This window comes from Nonomuraea sp. NPDC001684 (assembly GCF_053596515.1).
Map to the genome: position 1 here is coordinate 1 of NZ_JBSFGJ010000186.1, position 17464 is coordinate 17464.

The window sequence follows — 17464 nt, forward strand, 5'->3', positions numbered from 1 at the left end:
GTACTGCACTCGGGAGGGTGTGGGAGAGTAGGTCACCGCCGGACAATCTTTGGGAAGGGCTCCGACTTCGGTCGGGGCCCTTTCTGCATTTCCGGAGTAATTCAGGATGTCCGGCCGCTTGGTGTCATCCGGGGACGGTTTCGCACGCGCGTCTCGGGCCAGGCCGGCATCTGAGCCGGTCGTCGATCCTCACGTGCGGTGCGATGAGGAGAGTATTGCGGTCTGTTATCGGAAGCGACCGTCCACACCCTTGTTGTGAGCGCGCCCCGGCCATGAGGTGATGGCGGGCCGAGGGGTCAGTTCTGTTTGGGGGGTGAGAAGGTTTCGATGGCCTCGTTCAGGATCTTGCTGAAGGATTCGCTGCCGGTGTGGCCGGAGTCTGCCACCACGTGCAGGTCGGCGTCGGGCCAGGCATTGGTCAGCTCCCAGGCTGTCTGGAGAGGGCTGCCCATGTCCAGGCGGCCGTGGATCAGAGCGCCGGGGATGCCGGCCAGCCGGTGTGCGTTGCGTAGGAGCACGCCCTCTTCCAGCCAGGCGGCGTTGGCGAAGTAGTGGGCGCAGATGCGGGTCATGGCCATGATGGCGTCGTCCGGCCGGTTGCTGTAGGCGTTGGGTGTGCCGTTGGTCTCCTGGGAGATCACCGCGTCCTCCCAGGTGACCCAGTCGTGGGCGGCCTTCTCGCGTACCTTCGGGTCGGGGTCGGCCAGCAACCGCGAGTACGCCGCCAGCACCTTGAACACGTCACCGTCGCTGTCGGCGTCGGGGACGCCTTGCACGAACCGTTCTTGCGCCTCCGGGAAGAACCTGCCGACGCCCCGGTAGAGCCAGTCGATCTCGGAGCGTCGGGTCATGGTGACCGCGGGGATGACGATCTCCGACACCCGCTCGGGATGGGTCTCGGCGTAGGCCAGGATCAGCGTCGAACCCCACGAACCGCCGTACAGCAGCCACTGGTCGATGCCGAGGTGCTCGCGCAGCAGTTCCATGTCGGCGATCAGGTTGTGGGTGGTGTTGCTCGTCAGGTCGGTGGCCGGGTCGGCGGCGTGCGGGCGGCTGCGGCCGCAGTTGCGCTGGTCGAACAGGACGATGCGGAAACGGTCCGGGTCGAATCTGCGGCGGGAGCCGGTCGAACAGCCTGACCCGGGCCCGCCGTGCACGACGACCGCGGGCTTGCCGTCGGGGTTGCCGCAGACCTCCCAGTAGATGAGGTTGCCGTCGCCGACATCGAGCATGCCGTGCTCGTACGGTTCGATCGAGGGATACAAGGGGGCTCCTGCCGTTGGAGGGGTGGAGGTATGCCGCGCACTGCGCAGCCTGATGCGGGCCGGCGATTATGCCAGCGCTGTTATATTAGCACTGTGACATCTTCTGACCCCACGGCGATACCCGACCCCTGGCACTCCCTGCACGAACTCCTGGCAGCCATGGACGCTGAGATCGACCAGGTCTACCTGGAGCGTGGCCTCGACGGGGTGCGCACTCGGTTCGCCTATCCGCTCATCCGGCTCGCCCACACAGGGCCGCTGACCATTCGCGAGCTCGCGAAGTCCCTGAACCGTTCGCACTCCGCGATCAGCCAGACCGTCGCCGCCATGCGCAAGGAGGGTCTCGTCACCTCGGAGCCGGGGCCCGACGCGCGCACCCGCCGGATCGACCTGACCGAGCGCGGCCGGTCGCTGGTGCCGTTCCTGGAGGCGGAGTGGCGTGCCACCCACCAGACGGTCGCCGAGCTGGACGGCGAGCTCCCCTACGCGATGACGGCCGTGGTGGAGGAGGTACGGCGGGCGTTGGAACGCCGGTCGATGCGGCAGCGGATCCTTCATCACCTCGTCGAGCCGCCGCCGATGGGGGCACAAGGCTGAGATTCACTCGGCTGCCCGCGGGCCCGCTGGGGTGTCTCGGTCGCCGTCCGGCTGGATGAAGCGGATGGAAAGCCGGCGGGGCCGGAGCGGACGGGGTGGCGGGGTGGCAAGGAAGCTGGTGGCGGGTCGTCGGGGTTGAGCGGCGGCACGAGTCTGGGGCCGGTGATCGGTGATGTTGTGCGCCGGATGGCCGTTCGGCAAGGTCAGGGGTTGTTCATGGTCCTGATAATCTCGCTGGGATACTGAACGTAATCGGGTAACTCTAATAGAGTGACCGCTTCTCCCCCTTCCAGGCAGTCAGCGCGCCGTAGCCGTCGGCTGCTGGCGTGGACGTTCGCGTCGATCTCCGTCGGGTTGGTGGCCGCGGGGGTCGTGGGGTTCTTCGCCGAGCCGTTACAGCTGGAGATGCTGGACAAGCGGGCCAGCGTCGTCAGCATGTTCGTGGGGGTCGCGGGGTTGTTCATCGCCGGGGTCGGGTTGTGGGCGCAGCTTCGGGCGGCCATGGCGCCCACCGGCGGCGGTGAGAGCGGTCCGGAGAGCGAGGGGGCCGGGCGGGCTGGTGCCGGTTCTGGTGGCTCGGGGCCCGATGAGGCTGGTCAGGATGCTGTCGGTACGGGTGCCGGTGCGGATGGGCCCGGTGGCGGGCGCGATGGTGGGCCGGGTGGCGTTGGCGATGGTGGCGGTCGTGGTGGGGCCGTCGGTGGTGCTGCTGCTGGTGGGGCGGTCGAGAGAGCTGAGGGGCAGCGGTCGATCGTGGTCGGGCGGCAGGAGTCCGGGCTGGCCATGACCGGGGACAGGTCCACGGCGGTGACCGGGGGGCATGTCGAGGTCATCGGGGACGTGCATCTGCCGTCGCGGCCCCGGGTGGCGACGCGGCCCGTGCAGCTGGCGCCGCGACCGCCGCAGCTCGTCGGGCGGGACGAGGTCGTGGTGGAGCTGCGCGAGCGGCTGCTGGCCAGCCAGGTGCGGCCTGCGGTGGTGGCCGTGCACGGGCTCGGCGGCGTGGGCAAGACCAGTCTCGCGCTGGAGTACGCCTATCGCCATCAGCACGACTACGAGCTCGTCTGGCAGTTGCCGGCGGCCGATCCTGCGGTGTTGTCGGCGGCGTTCGCCCGGTTGGCGGCTCTCATGGGCTTACGGGAGCTGGGCGCGGACGCGGCGGACCCGGTCGACCAGGTGCACGCCGCGCTGGCGGCGCGTACCGAACCATGGTTGTTGATCTTCGACAACGTGCCGGAGGCCGAGGCGGTGCGAGCCGTGTTGCCGCCGGCGGGGCCGGGGCACGTGCTGATCACGAGCCGGTCCGGGAGCTGGCCGCGGGATCGTGGGCTGGAGCTGCCGGTGCTCGACCTGGAGTCGGCGGCGCTGCTGATGCTGGCGAGCACGGGGCAGGACGACACCGTCGCGGCGGCGGCCGTGGTGGCGGAGCTCGGCGCGCTGCCGCTGGCGCTGGAGCAGGCCGCGGCCTACATGTCGGAGACGGGACTGGAGCTGTCGGAGTACCTGGATCTGCTGCATCACCAGCGTGCCGAGTTGCTGGCGCAGGGGCAGGCGTGGGGGTATCGCGAGCGGGTGGCCACCACGTGGCAGTTCGCGTTCCGGCGGCTGGCCAGGACGAGTCCGCAGGCCATCGCGTTGCTGCGGCTGCTGTCCTGCTACGCGCACGAGGCGATCCCGTACCATCTGCTGCTCTCGCCGCTGGCGCGGTGGGCGCCGCGGGAGCTGTTCCGGGCGGACGTGCAGCGGCGGCGGGCCTACGGGCGGATCCCCGGGCCGCGCACGCGCGTGCTGCGTGACGTGCATCCCAGCGTGTTGCTGATGATGCGGGCGCTGCCGCGGGACACGCTGAGGATCAACGCGGCGCTGAGCGCGTTGCGGGGGCACAGCCTGATCGGTCCGCCCGTGGACGGGACGGTCACGGTGCACCGGCTGGTGCAGGCCGTCACGCTCGACCAGCTTCCGCTGCGCGCGCAGCGCCGTTGGCGGGAGGTGGCGGCGGTGCTGGTGGAGGCCGTGCTGCCCGACAATCCGGGGCAGAAGGCGCGATGGGCGCGGTACGCCAGGCTGCTGCCGCACATCCGGACGGTGCTCGGGCCGACCTCGCCCGGCATGGACAAGACGGCCCAGTATCTGGGGGCCAGCGGCGACTACCGTACGGCGAAGTCGTTGTTCCAGGAGATCGCCGACGCGCTCGCGGCGGCGCTCGGCCCTGAGGAGGTCGCCACGCTGACGGCCCGGCACGAGCTGGCGCTCTGGACGGGCGAGGCGGGCGACCCGGCGGCGGCGCGTGACCAGTACCTGGAGCTGCTGCCCGTCTACGAACGGGTGCTCGGCCCCGAACACCCGCACACCCTGACCACCCGGCACAACCTGGCCCAGTGGACGGGACGAGCCGGCGATCCGGTGGCCGCCCGTGACCAGTACGCGGCGCTGCTGCCCGTCCGGCAGTGGGTGTCGGGCCCCGAGCATCCGGACACCTTGACCACGCAGGCCAACCTGGCTCAGTGGACCGGGCAGGCCGGGGACGCGGCCGCGGCCCGTGACCAGTACGCGGCGCTGCTGCCGGTACGGGAGCGGGTGCAGGGGCCCGAGCATCCCTCGACGCTGATCAACCGGCACGAGCTGGCCCGGTGGACCGGCGAGCTGGGGGACGCGCTGGCCGCCCGCGACCAGTACGCGGCGTTGCTCCTGGTACGGGAGCGGGTGTCGGGACCGCATCATCCGGACACGTTGACGGTCCGGCACGAGCTGGCGCGGTGGACGGGGGAGTTGGGGGAGGCGGCCGCGGCGCGGGATCAGTTCGCGGCGTTGGTGCCGATACGGGAGCGGGTGCAGGGGCCCGAGCATCCGGACACGCTCACCGCCAGAGCCAGCCTGGCCCAGTGGACGGGGAAGGCGGGGGACGCGGCGGCCGCCCGCGACCTGTACGCGGCGCTGCTCCCCGTTCGGGAGCGCATTCTCGGGCCCGACCATCCGGACACGTTGACGATCCGGCACGAGTTGGCGCGGTGGACGGGGGAGTTGGGGGAAGCGGCTGCGGCGCGGGATCAGTATGCGGCGTTGGTGCCGGTGCGGGAGCGGGTGCAGGGGGCCGAGCATCCGGACACCCTGACCGCCAGGGCCAACCTCGCGTACTGGACGGGGATGGCGGGGGACGCGGCGGGGGCTCGCGATCTCTGCGCGGCGCTGTTGCCGGTCCGGGCTCGCGTGCTGGGGGCCGGGCATCGGGCCACGGTGACGACCAGGGAACAACTCGCCCACTGGACGGCCCATGCCCGCCCGTGAAGTCCGGGCCAGGAGACGTGGCCCGCCCGCCTATGGGGGGTGGGGTGGGATGCCCGGCGGGACCGGGGCCGCGGCCGTGGGGTGGTGCTTGGCGGGGAAGCCGGGGCGGAGGGGGCGAGCCTGCCCCTCGCGCCCCGGCGGCTACTGGGGAAGGACGAGGAGGGCGTCGCCGACGCCGCGCTCCACGCCGTCCGATGGCCGGTTGACCAGCTTGTTCGACACCACCATCGCGGTCGAGCCGCCGCCGTCCAGGTTGATGGCCTGGACCGCGCCGAGCCAGCGCATGAACTGGGCGGCCTCGTGGAAGTTGGCGCCGATGGTCACGCCGGGCTGGCGTCCGTCGATGGTGGCCAGGATGAGGCTGCCGTTCCTGGTGACGCCGAGGAGGGTGCGCGGGTGGCGGCGCAGGATCATGTTCACGGAGTCGTGGCCGTCGCGCTTGGCAGTGATCTTCACGTGGCCGTTGCGCACCAGGCCGACGCCGCCGGCGATGACGTTCAGGTCGGGGGTCAGCTTGAGGGCCTTGCGGGTGCGCAGGTCGGTGACCTTCGTGTCGATCTTGACCGTCCAGCCCTCCCAGGCGTGCTCGTCGAGCCATTCGGCGGCGCCGCCCTGGCCGTGCAGCACCCGGGTGCCCTTGGCCACGGCGGCGCCGCTCGCGCGTACGGTGACCGCCTTGCCGTTGGCGTCGAGGACGACGTCGGTGCCGCCGGTCGGCGTCTTGGCGCCGTACTCCTCGGTGTAGAGCACGGCCTCGTCCGTGGCGGCGGCGCGGTTGACGCCGTTGACGACGAGCTTGTCGCCGTCCTGGGAGACGGCGGTGACGGCGGTCTTCAGCTCGGTGATGCGCACGCTGCGGCCCTGGAGCACCACGGCGGAGCGGCCCGGCACGGCCTCGCTGAGCAGCCGGCCGGCCACCACGGAGGCGCCGACGGGCTCGCCGCGCAGGTTCTTGGCGGTGTGGATGTTGAAGAAGCCGCCGTTGACGCCGACCACCGCGTTGCGCGCCTTGGCCATCGAGGAGACCGTCTCGCGCGCGGCGACGCTGGCGCCGAGGGAGGCGGCGTACGAGCCGCGGAACGTCCGGGAGTCGATCATGACGACCTTGGCGTCCCAGGGGCCGGTGGTCTTGAGGCCGTCGTCGCCGAGGTAGTCGACCTTGACCTTCAGCCCGGCTTCCTTGAGCGCCTTGGCGGTCTCGTCGGCCTTCGCCTTGTCCTTGAAGGACCACAGGCCCACGCGGACCATGTAGACGGTCTGGGAGGGCGCGTCGGCCACGCTCGGCCGGACCACCTTCTGCAGGCTCGGCGCCTCCCCGGCCGCCTCGACCTCGGCGACCTTGGCCTGGGCGGTCTCCAGCGCGCCGTAGTCGCGGCCGCTCGGCATGAGCACGGTCACCGTGTAGCCGTCGGTGGAGCTGCCCGCCTTCACGTCGTACAGGTCGATGCCCTGCGTCACGGCGGTCAGCGTCTTGGTGGCGGCAGGCCGGGCGCCCAGCGGGAAACTGGCCGACGGGAACTTCACCGCGAGCTGCGCCGCCGAGGCGGGCAGCGTGGTGACGGTGATCGTGGCGGCTATGGCCAGGCCGCCGGCGAGGGTGCGTCGAGACATGAACTCTCCAGAGGGCGGAAAAGGGACCGAACCATCCTGACGAGATCAAGGTCCCGGAGTCAGCCGAACGCGCCAAACTGCTCAAGAGGTTACGAGATTGACACCCAGCCCAGATAACATTGAGCTATGACCCGTATCAGCATGTGGTGGCGGCCGGCAGACGGCCGCTGATTCCCCATGCTGGGCCGTCCTGGTGGCGGCCCTTTTCCGTGCGTGCGGGCTCCCCTCAGGCGGCGGCACACCTGAAGGAGAGACCCATCGTGAACGACGTCGTCCTGACCGGCGACCGTCCGACCGGACGCCTGCATCTGGGCCACTATTTCGGCACCCTCGCCAACCGGGTGGAGCTGCAGGACCGTTACCGGACGTACGTGCTGATCGCCGACTACCAGGTGATCACCGACCGCGACCTGCCCGGCGAGATCCAGCGCAACATCACCGAGGTGCTCCTCGACTATCTGGCCGTCGGCCTCGACCCGGGCAAGGTCACGATCTTCCAGCACAGCGCGATCCCGGAGCTGAACCAGCTCCTGCTGCCGTTCCTGAGCCTGGTGTCGGTGGCGGAGCTGAGCCGCAACCCGACGGTGAAGGACGAGATCGCGCACAGCGCCCGGCGCGCGGTGAGCGGCCTGCTGTTCACCTATCCGGTGCACCAGGCCGCCGACATCCTGTTCTGCAAGGGCACGCTGGTGCCCGTGGGCCGCGACCAGCTTCCGCACGTTGAGGTGGCGCGGCTGGTCGCGCGGCGCTTCAACGAGCGGTACGGCGAGGTGTTCCCGCTGCCCGAGGCCATGTTGGGCGAGCGTCCGCTGCTCATGGGCCTGGACGGCGGCAAGATGAGCAAGAGCCGCGGCAACGCCATCGCCCTGGCGGCCACCGAGGACGAGACCGCCGCCCTCATCCGCAAGGCCCGCACCGACTCCGACCGCCTGATCACCTTCGACGAGGTGCACCGGCCCGGCGTGGCGAACCTGCTCACGCTGGCCGGGCTCTGCCTCGGCCGCCCGCCCCGGGAGATCGCCGACGAGATCGGCGACGGCGGGGCCGCCGCGCTCAAGGCGCTGACCACCGAGGCGGTCAACGAGTTCCTGCGCCCGATCAGGCGGCGGCGGCGCGAGCACACCGAGGCCGACGTGCGTCAGGTGCTGGCGCAGGGCAACGAGCGGGCCCGGGAGCGGGCGGTCCGCACGCTGGCGGAGGTGCGCGCGGCGATGGGGTTCTAGCGGGGTCGCCCGGACTGTCCGGACTACTCGGATTGCTTGGACTGTCGGGACTGGTACACCTTGCGTAGCGTCTCGTGCACGATCCACGTCGTGCGCGCGCCCTCGGCCAGCAGGCACACGTCGCCGGGGCCGACCTCGATGGTGGTGCCGCCCTCGACGGCGATCGTGGCGCGGCCGGACAGCACCACGAAGATCTCGTCGGTCTCGACGTCGGTGACGACGCCCGGGGTGATCTCCCAGATGCCCCTGCCGTCGCCGAGCTCCAGCGACGACGTGGCCGGGTCGCCGGCGACGATCTGCTCGGGGTCGAGCTCGTCGGGGGTCAGTCGCACGTCGTGCACGGGCACGGCGAACGCGCCGGCGGTCGCGATCATGCGGCCGAGGTCTTCGAGGTCGGGCATCAGGACATCAGACATGTTGCTCATTTCACCAGGTCGGCGAGGCGGGCGCCGTCGAGTGCGTAGGCGGTGAAGCCGTTCGCGCCGGTCATCGTATCGGCGGCGACCAGCGCGTTGACGATGGCCTCCTCCGTGGCCTCGATCGCGGCGTGGAAGAGCGGGTCGAGACGGGCGTCGGCCAGCACGCGCACCTCGAACACGCCGGAGCCCTTGTCGTCGAGGGCGTTGGAGGGCAGGCCGCGGTTGCCGGTGGCGAAGCAGACGAAGCCGTCGCCGCTGCTGCTCTCGCCGGCGCCGCCCGTCCTGGCCACGCCGAGCCCGGCGCGCTGGGCGAGCTTGCGGCACTGGTGGGGGAGGAGCGGCGCGTCCGTGGCGACCACGGCGATGATCGATCCCGCGCCCTCGGGGCCGCCGGGGCGGGGCACGTCGTCCATGACGATCGGGCGGCCGTTGACGGTGAGCCGGTCGCGGCTGCCGTGGTTGGCCTGCACGAGCACGCCGACCGTGTAATCGCCGGTCACGCGGGACGCGGTGCCGATGCCGCCCTTGAAGCCGTGGCAGATCATGCCGGTGCCGCCGCCGACCGACCCCTCGGGCACCGGGCCCGCCGAGGCGCCGTGGTAGGCCCCTTCGACGTGCTCCTGGCGGACGTGCCGGGCGTCGATGTCGTTGAGCCGGCCGTCCCAGGTCTCGGCGACCACCGGCAGCGACCACGCGCTCCCGCCCCGGCCGCCGATCTCCAGGGAGACCAGCGCGTCGCGCACCACGCCGACGGAGAAGGTGTTGGTCAGCCCGATCGGCGAGTGCAGCAGGCCGAAGTCGTCCAGGTAGGGCAGGCCGGTCATCTCGCCGTTGCCGTTGAGCCAGTGGTAGCCGGCGTAGACGGGGGAGTCGTAGGCCGGGCCGGGGCCGGGGCGGACGACGGTGACCCCCGTACGGGCGGTGCCCTCGGTCAGCGTGGTGTGGCCGACGAGCACGCCGGGCACGTCGGTGATCGCGTTCAGCGGACCGGGGACGCCGGTGCCGACGACGATGCCGTGATCACGAGCTCTCAACGGTTCTCCCTGCGGAACGACTCCAGCGCCAGCAGCGCGACGTGCAGTGACAGGCATGACTCGACGTCGTCGAGGTCGGTGTCGAGGATGCGTTCGAGGCGGCGCAGGCGGTCGTAGAAGGCGGGCCTGGACAGGTGGGCCTTCTGGGCGGCCACGGCCTTGTTGCGGCCCGCGTCGAGGTAGGTGCGCAGGATCCGGGTGAGGTCGCCGCCGCGCTGGGCGTCGTGCGCCAGCAGCGGGCCCAGCTCACGCTCGGCGAACGTCTGCAGCCGCGCGTCGTCGCGCAGCAGGTGGAGCAGGCCGCGCAGGCGCAGGTCGGGCAGGCGGTAGAAGGCGCGGCCGTCCGGCTGGCGCACGGCCACGTCGGCGACCTGCTCGGCTTCGAGGAAGCTGCGCCGTACGTCCCGGATGGACTCCACCACCGACCCCGCGGCCAGCACGAACGCCGAGCCGGGCCGCCACAGCATGCGCAGCCGCTCGGCGAGCGCGGTCAGCGCGGGCTCGGCGCCGGTACGCGGCGGAAGCGGCAGCAGGACGCCGACCCGCTCCTGGTCGAGCGCGCCCACCAGAGCGGGCAGGCGGGCGTCGCGGCAGGCGGCGGCGGTGGCCTCGGCCAGCTCGCCGAGCTGTGCCTGGCCGTCGAGCGCCTGGTCGACGGGCTCGGTCGGCCTGATGACGACGCTGATCAGCTTGCGCCCGGTCAGCGGCACGCCGACCGCGCGGGCGCGGGCGGCGGCCTCGTCGGGGTCGGCGTAGGCGTGGGTCAGGATGCCGGTGATGATCGTGCCGTGGGCCTGGCGTTCCAGGGACTCCTGGTGGCGTTCGAGCAGGCGGCCGAGGGCGAGGGTGGTGGCGGCGCGTTCGGCCATCACCATCTCGCGTGGGGTCGGCGGCGTCTCGCAGATGAGGATCAGCCGCCCCCAGTCCTGGCCGCGCGCACCGACGGTGGTGACCAGCCAGCCGGAGGCGGGGTCGTAGGCCGTGCGCTCGGCCGGGGCCACGCCGCGCGACCTGGTCTCCCAGCCGGCCAGCAGCGCGCCGGCGTCGCGGCCCGCGGACTCGCAGGCCAGCACCTGGTGGGCGAGGTTCTCCAGCAGCACCGGACGGCCGGACAGCCGGGCGACCTGGGTGAGCACCTCGGCGGGCGAGGCGCCCTCGACCGACAGCTCGGTGAACACCTCGTGCAACTGCTCGGAGGCGCGCAGCTCCTCAAGCTGGATGTCGATGATCCGGGCGTGCACGGACTCGGTGATCTGCACGAACGGCGTCTCGCGGGCCAGCACGATGACCGGCAGCCCGTGCTCCTCGGCCGACTTGACCACCGCCCGCGGCAGCTCGCGCAGGAACCTGCGGCCGAGCTCCACGATCAGCCCGGAGGCGCCCACGGAGGCGAGCTCGCCCACGTAGTCGGCGAGCTTCTCAGGGTCGTCGGGCAGCGCGACGCCCGTGGTGAGCACCAGCTCGCCGCCGCGCAGCAGATGGGCGATGTCGGCGATCTCGCCGACGTGCACCCACCGCACCTTGGTGTCGAGCCGGTCGGCGCCCGCGACCACGCGCGGGCCGCCCCGGCGCACGGTCTCCAGGGCGAGGACGTCGGCAATGGTGGGCAGCACGGGGCGAGCCTAGCCGATCAACCTGTAAGAACGGTCATACAGCCATATACACACTGTCACAGATTGAACTCCTCCTCGCGGTACTCACCTCGGGGTTCGCGCACCCGCAACTCCACCCGCCGGATCTTGCCCGAGATCGTCTTGGGCAGCTCGGCGAACTCCAGCCGGCGCACCCGCTTGTACGGCGCCAGCTCCCGGCGGCAGTGCTCGAAGATCGACCGCGCGGTGTCGGCGCCGGCCTCGAACCCGGGGGCCAGCATCACGTACGCCTTCGGCACCGCCAGGCGCACCGGGTCGGGCGCGGGCACGACGGCGGCCTCGGCCACCGCGGGATGCTCCAGCAGCACGCTCTCCAGCTCGAACGGCGAGATGCGGTAGTCGGAGGCCTTGAAGACGTCGTCGGTCCGGCCGACGTAGGTGATGTAGCCGTCCTGGTCGCGGGTGGCGACGTCGCCGGTGTGGTAGAAACCGTCGCGCATGGCCTCGGCGGAGCCGCCGACGTACCCGGCCATCAGGCCCAGGGGGCGGGGGTCGAGCGGCAGGCAGATCTCGCCGTCGTCGCCGGGCTCGCCGGTGACGGGGTCGATGAGCACGATGTCGTAGCCGGGCAGCGGGCGTCCCATCGATCCGGGCTTGACCGGCTCGTCCGGTACGTTGCCGATCTGGGCGGTGGTCTCGGTCTGGCCGTAGCCGTCGCGGATGGTGATGCCCCACGCCTTGGCGACCTGGTCGATGATCTCCGGGTTGAGCGGCTCGCCCGCGGCCACGGCCGTGCGCAACGGTAGCTTCCAGGCCGCCAGGTCCTCCTGGATGAGCATCCGCCACACGGTCGGGGGCGCGCAGAAGGTGGTGACCCGCTCGTCGCGCAGCACCTCCAGCAGCGCGCGGGCGGCGAAGCGCTCGTAGTTGTGGATGAGCACGGTCGCCCCGGCGTTCCAGGGGGCGAACACGTTGCTCCAGGCGTGCTTGGCCCAGCCGGGGGAGGAGACGTTGAGGTGCACGTCGCCGGGGCGCAGGCCGATCCAGAACATCGTGGACAGGTGGCCGGCCGGGTAGGAGGCGTGGGTGTGCTCGACCAGCTTGGGGCGGGAGGTCGTGCCGGAGGTGAAGTAGAGCAGCAGGGGGTCGCCGGCCAGGGTGGGGGCGTCGGGGGTGAAACGTTCGTGGGCGTCGTACGCCTCGTGGTACGGCAGCCACCCGTACGCGTCGCCGACCGCGATCCTGGTGAACTCACCGGCGCCGAACTTGCCCGCGTCGGCGGCGTTGGCGATCACGTGGGCGACCTGGCCGCGGTCGAGGCGTTCGCCGATGTCCTTGGCCGTCAGCAGGGTCGTGGCCGGGATGACCACCGCCCCGAGCTTCATGGCCGCCAGCAGGGACTCCCACAGCTCGGTCTGGTTGCCCAGCATGAGCAGGACGCGGTCGCCCCGGCGCACGCCCTGCTCGTGCAGCCAGTTGGCGACCTGGTTGGAGCGGGCCGACAACTCGGCGAAGGTGTGGGAGACCCGGCTGCCGGGGTTCACGATGGTCAGGGCCGCGGCCTGCGGGGTCTCGGCGGCCAGCACCCCGTCGAACCAGTCGAGCGCCCAGTTGAACCGCTCGGCCCGCGGCCAGCGGAAGTCGCGTCGGGCCGTGGGGTAGTCGGCGCTCAGGAGAAGATCGCGGGCGGCGCGGAAATCGCTCATGCCCCGGATCCTGCTACGTCGCCAGCCGCCGCTCAAGGCCGTCGAGCACCGACACGAGCCCGAAGTCGAACGCCGTGGCCCGGAGCACCTGCGGATCCTGGTACGCCCCCATGGCCATGCTCTCCAGCATGTCGGGGAAGTCGGCCGCGGCCTTGGCGACCATGCCGCGCATCTCCTCGGCGTCGTAGTCGGAGTCCTTCGCGGTGGCGTCCCAGGCGATCTCGGGCAGGGTCATGCCGTAGACGAAGGCGGTGACGGCGGCCACGGCGTAGTCGACGTCGAGGCCCTGGAAGCCGGCCGCCCTGAAGATCCTGCGCATCCGGTCGGAGGCCGACAGGGCGTGCGGGCCGAGCGCGGGCACCCGGCCGAGGAGGTCGGCCGACCACGGGTGCTGCCGCATGACCGCGCGCATGCCGTAGGCCATGGCGGAGGCGGCGTCGCGCCAGCCCACCTCCTCGGCGTCGGGGACGGTCATCTCGGCCCAGACCTGGTCGTAGGCCAGTTCGAGCAGCTCGTCCTTGTTGGCGACGTACCAGTAGAGGCTGGTGGCGCCGGCGCCCAGCTTCGCGCCGAGCTTGCGCATGCTCAGCCCGGCCATCCCCTCCTGGTCGAGCAGCTCCAGCGCGGCCCGGACGATCTCCTCGCGGCTGCGGCCCGGGGCGGCGGCCTTGCGGGGCTCGCGGAACCAGACAGAGGTGAACTGCTTGCCGGTCATGCTCCCAGGATAAATGCTCTCGCACAGTGTGCGAGAGTTGTCGTACGCTGTGCGAGTGACCTCGAACGCTGTACGAGACCCCCGTCGCTGGTGGGTCCTTGTCGTGCTCTGCCTCTCGCTGCTGGTCCTCACGGTGGACGGAACCGTGCTGAACCTGGCGATCCCGTCCCTGATCGAGGAGCTGGGCGCGACGCCGTCCGACATCCAGTGGATCCTCGACGCCTACGTGCTGGTCTTCGCCGGCCTGCTGCTGACCGCGGGAAGCCTGTCCGACCGGTACGGCCGCCGCCGCTTCCTCGTCATCGGCCTGGCCTTCTTCGGCGGCGCGTCGCTGCTGGCCGTGCTGGCCGCCGAGCCCTGGCAGGTGATCGGCGCGCGGGCCCTGATGGGGGTCGGCGGCTCGATCCTGATGCCCTCGACGCTGTCCATCCTCATGACCGTCTTCGAGGAGGACGAGCGGCGCAAGGCCATGGCCATCTGGGGAAGCGTGGCGATGCTCGGCGTGATCGCCGGCCCGACGCTGGGCGGCTTCCTGCTGGAGCACTACTGGTGGGGCTCGGTCTTCCTGCTCAACATCCCGATCGCCGCGCTGGCCATCGTGGCCGCGTTCGTGCTGATGCCCGAGACCCGCAGCACCGGGCGGCGGATCGACCCGGTGGGCGTGGTGCTCTCGATCGTCGGCCTGACCTCGGCCGTCTACGTGATCATCGAACGCGAGTGGAACATCGCCCTCATCGCGGTGGCGGTGGTCGCACTGGCCGCGTTCGTCGTCTGGGAGCGGCGGGCCGAGCACCCGATGCTGCCGCTGCAGCTGTTCCGCAACCGCAACTTCAGCGGCGCGTCCTTCTCGATCCTGCTGATGTCGTTCGGCGCGGGCGCCGTGATGCTCATGCTGACCCAGTACCTGCAGTTCGTGCTGGGCTACGGCGAGCTCCAGGCGGGCCTGGCCATGCTGCCCCAGGCGGTGGCGGCCGTCGTGTTCAACGGCGTCGGCGCGGCGCTGGGCAAGAAGGTGTCCAACCGGGTGCTGATCTCGGCCGGGCTGCTGATCATGGCCGTCGGGTTCGTCGTGATGGCGCTCACCACCGGCTACCTGCCGCTGATGGGCGGGCTGGTGCTGATGGGCGCGGGAGCCGGCCTGGCCGGTCCCTCCGCCTACGCCTCGCTGATGGGGGCCATCCCGCTGGAGCACGCGGGCGTCGGCTCCGCGCTCAACGACACCGTGCAGCAGGTGGGCCTGGCCATGAGCATCGCCGTGCTCGGCAGCGTGCTGGCCGGCGTCTACACCGCGGAGATGCCGCTCGACGCGCCCGCGGCGGCCCGCGAGTCGATCGGGGTCGCCGAACAGGTCGGGCTCGGCGAGGTCGCCGACCGGGCCTTCACCGTGGCCGTGCACTTCGGCTCGTGGGTCGGGGCCGGGTTCAGCGTCGCCGCCGCGCTGCTCGCGCTGGCCGTGCTGCGCCCGGCCGCGCCCGTCGCGGCTCCCGAACCGGCCAAGGTCTAGCGGACGCGGGGCTCACGCATGCTCTCCAGGCTGTCGAGCTTGTGCGTGCGCTCGTCGTGGCCGATCTGCCGGAGCAGGTCGGCCACCGAGCGGTAGCGGCCGTACTCGTCGGCGTACGTGCCGGGGTCGGGCACGAAGTCCAGGTCGGGGTTCTCGGCCACGAACGTCATGTACTCGTGCTCGGCGTGGTCCTCGAACTCGGCGTTGAGCCGGTAGCTCCAGTCCGGCCGGACCACGAACAGCACCCAGGACACGTGGTAATAGAAGAACGCGATCAGCCACGGCGCCGCCTTGTGCAGCAGCCAGTTCTGCCGCTGCCCGGCGCGCTGCACCAGGTCCTGCATGATCAGCAGGTGCCACTGCTCGTTGTCCTGGTCGGCGCGGGCCTCGACGATGCGCTCGAAGACCCTCCTGGCCAGGGCCGACCGTCCGGCGTGCCGGTGGACGGCCCAGTAGCCCATCCGCTCCCACGCCTGGTACGGCACCCGCGCGATGATCTCCAGCATGGCGAACTTCGTGTAGGAGCCCTTCCTGCCGTACATGAGGTCGACGGGCTTGAACATCATCCGGGCCAGCAGGCTGTAGTCCATCCGCGGGGTGTCCAGGGTGTCCTGCTGGGCGCGGCGGAGCTGGTCGCGGTCGAGCTTGGGCGGCCCGGCGGGCGCCTCGGGGCGCCCGGGGCGCAGGTCGATGGTGACGGTCATCTTCGGTCTCCTCGGTTCGTCGATGGTCCGATGGTGGCCGAGCAAGGCCCGCCGGGTCGTCGCCCGCCAGTGGTCAATCGCGATGCCTCTGGCGGCGTACCGAGGGGCCGGCGCGTACGCCCGTAGGCGCACGGGTGATCCCCTAGGGGGAGGACTTACAGTTTGTAAGGGGATTTGACCCCCCGCCGACAGCCTGCCGCTGCCAGGAAGCCCGGGGGAACGGGATACTCGGTAGCATGTCGGAGCTTCTCGCGCGCCACCGGGCAGTGATGCCGAACTGGCTGGCCCTCAACTACAACGAGCCCATCGAGATCGTCAGCGGCAAGGGCAATCGTGTCATCGACGCCGATGGCAAGAGCTACCTGGACTTCTTCGCCGGGATCCTGACCAACATGATCGGGTACGACGTGCCCGAGGTGCGGGACGCCGTCGAGCGCCAGCTCGCCACGGGCGTGGTGCACACCAGCACCGTCTATCTGCTGCGCGGCCAGGTCGAGCTCGCCGAGAAGATCGCCCGGCTCTCCGGCATCCCCGACGCCAAGGTGTTCTTCACCAACTCCGGGACGGAGGCCAACGAGACCGCCCTCCTCCTCGCGACCTACGCCCGCAGGACCGACCAGGTGCTCGCCATGCGGCAGAGCTACCACGGGCGCAGCTTCGGCGCGGTCAGCGTCACCTCCAACCGGGCGTGGAAGAACAACTCGCTCTCCCCGCTCAACGTGCACTTCCTGCACGGCGCCGACCGGCACCTCACCCAGTTCAAGGGCCTGTCCGACGCCGACTACATCAAGGCGTGCGTGGACGACCTGCGCCACGTGCTGGCCACCTCGGTCTCCAACGACGTGGCGGCGCTGATCGCCGAGCCGATCCAGGGCGTGGGCGGCTTCACCATGGCCCCCGACGGGCTGTTCGCCGCCTACAAGGAGGTCCTGGACGAGCAGGGCATCCTGCTCATCTCCGACGAGGTGCAGACCGGCTGGGGCCGTACGGGCAGCGCGTTCTTCGGCATCCAGAACCACGGCGTGACCCCCGACATGATCACGTTCGCCAAGGGCCTGGGCAACGGCTTCGCGGTCGGCGGCATCGTCGCCCGCGGCGACCTGATGGACGCCCCGCACGCCGTGGGCCTGTCCACCTTCGGTGGCAACCCCATCTCCATGGCCGCCGCGAACGCCACCCTCGACTACGTCCTCGACCACGACCTCCAGGCCAACGCGGCGCGCACCGGCGACCTCATCATCGGCGGCCTCAAGGAGGCGGCCGAGCGCCTGCCGATCGTCAAGGACGTGCGCGGCAAGGGCCTGATGTTCGCCGTCGAGCTGGAGAGCCCCGCCCAGGCCGTCCGCTTCATGGAGGAGACCAAGAAGGCGGGCCTGCTCGCCGGCAAGGGCGGCCTGTACGGCACCGCCATCCGCATGGCCCCGCCCCTCACCCTCACGGTGGAGGAGGCCGCCGAGGGCCTGGGGATCATCGTCAACGCACTCGAAGTCATCAACGCAGAGGCAGCAGCTCAGTGAAGTCGGTCAAGCACTGGATCAACGGATCTCCGGTCGACGGCGACAGCCGCACGGCGGAGATCTTCAACCCGGCGACCGGGGAGGTCAGCGGCCACGTGCGGCTGGCCTCGGCCGCCGACGTCGACGCCGCGGTCGCCGCGGCGGTCGCGGCCTTCCCCGCCTGGCGCGACGCCTCGCTCGTCAAGCGGGCGCAGGTGCTGTTCCGGTTCCGTGAGCTGATGTACGCCCATCGTGACGAGCTGGCCGCGTTGATCTCGGCCGAGCACGGCAAGGTGCATGCGGACGCGTTGGG

At 71.3% G+C, this 17464-nt stretch carries 15 protein-coding genes; 7 read left to right on the forward strand and 8 right to left on the reverse strand.

The window, feature by feature from the left end; genetic code table 11:
- Nucleotides 1-296: 296 nt before the first annotated feature.
- The gene (pip, locus tag ACWCSD_RS28180; protein ID WP_449919226.1) at nt 297-1265 is read right to left on the reverse strand and encodes a prolyl aminopeptidase; all 969 of its coding nucleotides are present in this window, start codon (nt 1263-1265) and stop codon (nt 297-299) included.
- 93 nt (nt 1266-1358) lie between these two features.
- Between pip and ACWCSD_RS28185 the strand changes: the two genes are divergently transcribed.
- The 3 genes from ACWCSD_RS28185 to fxsT all read left to right on the forward strand — a co-directional run bounded on the left by ACWCSD_RS28185 (nt 1359) and on the right by fxsT (nt 5147).
- Entirely contained in the window at nt 1359-1862 is a 504-nt protein-coding gene (locus ACWCSD_RS28185) for a MarR family winged helix-turn-helix transcriptional regulator (RefSeq protein ID WP_449919229.1), read from the forward strand.
- A 586-nt stretch (nt 1863-2448) separates the two neighbouring features.
- Entirely contained in the window at nt 2449-2649 is a 201-nt protein-coding gene (locus ACWCSD_RS28190; RefSeq protein ID WP_449919232.1) for a hypothetical protein, read from the forward strand.
- Nucleotides 2646-5147 (forward strand): FxSxx-COOH system tetratricopeptide repeat protein, encoded by a 2502-nt coding sequence (gene fxsT, locus ACWCSD_RS28195; protein WP_449919235.1) that lies wholly within the window; start codon nt 2646-2648, stop codon nt 5145-5147. Before ACWCSD_RS28190 ends, fxsT begins: the two co-directional genes overlap by 4 nt.
- 141 nt (nt 5148-5288) lie before the next feature.
- Here the strand turns inward: fxsT and ACWCSD_RS28200 are convergent, their stop codons facing one another.
- Nucleotides 5289-6758: a phosphodiester glycosidase family protein gene (locus ACWCSD_RS28200; RefSeq protein ID WP_449919238.1), complete on the reverse strand. Its 1470-nt coding sequence runs from the start codon at nt 6756-6758 to the stop codon at nt 5289-5291.
- A gap of 260 nt (nt 6759-7018) precedes the next feature.
- Between ACWCSD_RS28200 and trpS the strand changes: the two genes are divergently transcribed.
- Nucleotides 7019-7981, forward strand: coding sequence for a tryptophan--tRNA ligase (gene trpS, locus ACWCSD_RS28205; RefSeq protein ID WP_397166789.1), 963 nt, complete (start codon nt 7019-7021; stop codon nt 7979-7981).
- Between the two features lie 23 nt (nt 7982-8004).
- On the opposite strand, the gene ACWCSD_RS28210 is transcribed toward trpS, so the two are convergent.
- The 5 genes from ACWCSD_RS28210 to ACWCSD_RS28230 are packed head-to-tail and all read right to left on the reverse strand — an operon-like array spanning nt 8005 to nt 13447.
- On the reverse strand, nt 8005-8397 hold the full coding sequence (locus tag ACWCSD_RS28210) for a cupin domain-containing protein (protein ID WP_397166787.1): 393 nt from the start codon (nt 8395-8397) through the stop codon (nt 8005-8007).
- 5 nt (nt 8398-8402) lie between these two features.
- A complete protein-coding gene (locus tag ACWCSD_RS28215; RefSeq protein WP_397166786.1) occupies nt 8403-9434 on the reverse strand; it encodes a P1 family peptidase in 1032 nt (343 codons plus the stop codon).
- Nucleotides 9431-11047: a PucR family transcriptional regulator gene (locus tag ACWCSD_RS28220; protein ID WP_397166784.1), complete on the reverse strand. Its 1617-nt coding sequence runs from the start codon at nt 11045-11047 to the stop codon at nt 9431-9433. Before ACWCSD_RS28220 ends, ACWCSD_RS28215 begins: the two co-directional genes overlap by 4 nt.
- A 56-nt stretch (nt 11048-11103) precedes the next feature.
- Entirely contained in the window at nt 11104-12732 is a 1629-nt protein-coding gene (locus ACWCSD_RS28225; protein WP_358302998.1) for an AMP-binding protein, read from the reverse strand.
- 13 nt (nt 12733-12745) lie between these two features.
- Entirely contained in the window at nt 12746-13447 is a 702-nt protein-coding gene (locus tag ACWCSD_RS28230) for a TetR/AcrR family transcriptional regulator (protein WP_397166782.1), read from the reverse strand.
- A gap of 103 nt (nt 13448-13550) precedes the next feature.
- On the opposite strand from ACWCSD_RS28230, the gene ACWCSD_RS28235 reads away from it, so the two are divergent.
- Nucleotides 13551-14951, forward strand: coding sequence for an MFS transporter (locus ACWCSD_RS28235; protein WP_449919247.1), 1401 nt, complete (start codon nt 13551-13553; stop codon nt 14949-14951).
- Here ACWCSD_RS28235 and ACWCSD_RS28240 read toward each other — a convergent pair.
- Nucleotides 14948-15655 carry an alternative oxidase gene (locus ACWCSD_RS28240; RefSeq protein ID WP_364340483.1) on the reverse strand — a complete coding sequence of 236 codons (708 nt, stop codon included), beginning with the start codon at nt 15653-15655 and terminating at the stop codon, nt 14948-14950. The genes ACWCSD_RS28235 and ACWCSD_RS28240 overlap by 4 nt on opposite strands.
- A 236-nt stretch (nt 15656-15891) precedes the next feature.
- Here ACWCSD_RS28240 and ACWCSD_RS28245 point away from each other — a divergent pair, with 236 nt between their 5' ends.
- Both ACWCSD_RS28245 and ACWCSD_RS28250 read left to right on the forward strand, forming a co-directional pair.
- Nucleotides 15892-17172, forward strand: a complete 1281-nt coding sequence (locus tag ACWCSD_RS28245; RefSeq protein WP_358302986.1) for an aspartate aminotransferase family protein — start codon at nt 15892-15894, stop codon at nt 17170-17172.
- Nucleotides 17169-17464, forward strand: a 296-nt coding sequence (locus ACWCSD_RS28250) for an aldehyde dehydrogenase family protein (protein ID WP_358302983.1), incomplete at its 3' end; no start/stop codon positions are given. The genes ACWCSD_RS28245 and ACWCSD_RS28250, both read left to right, overlap by 4 nt.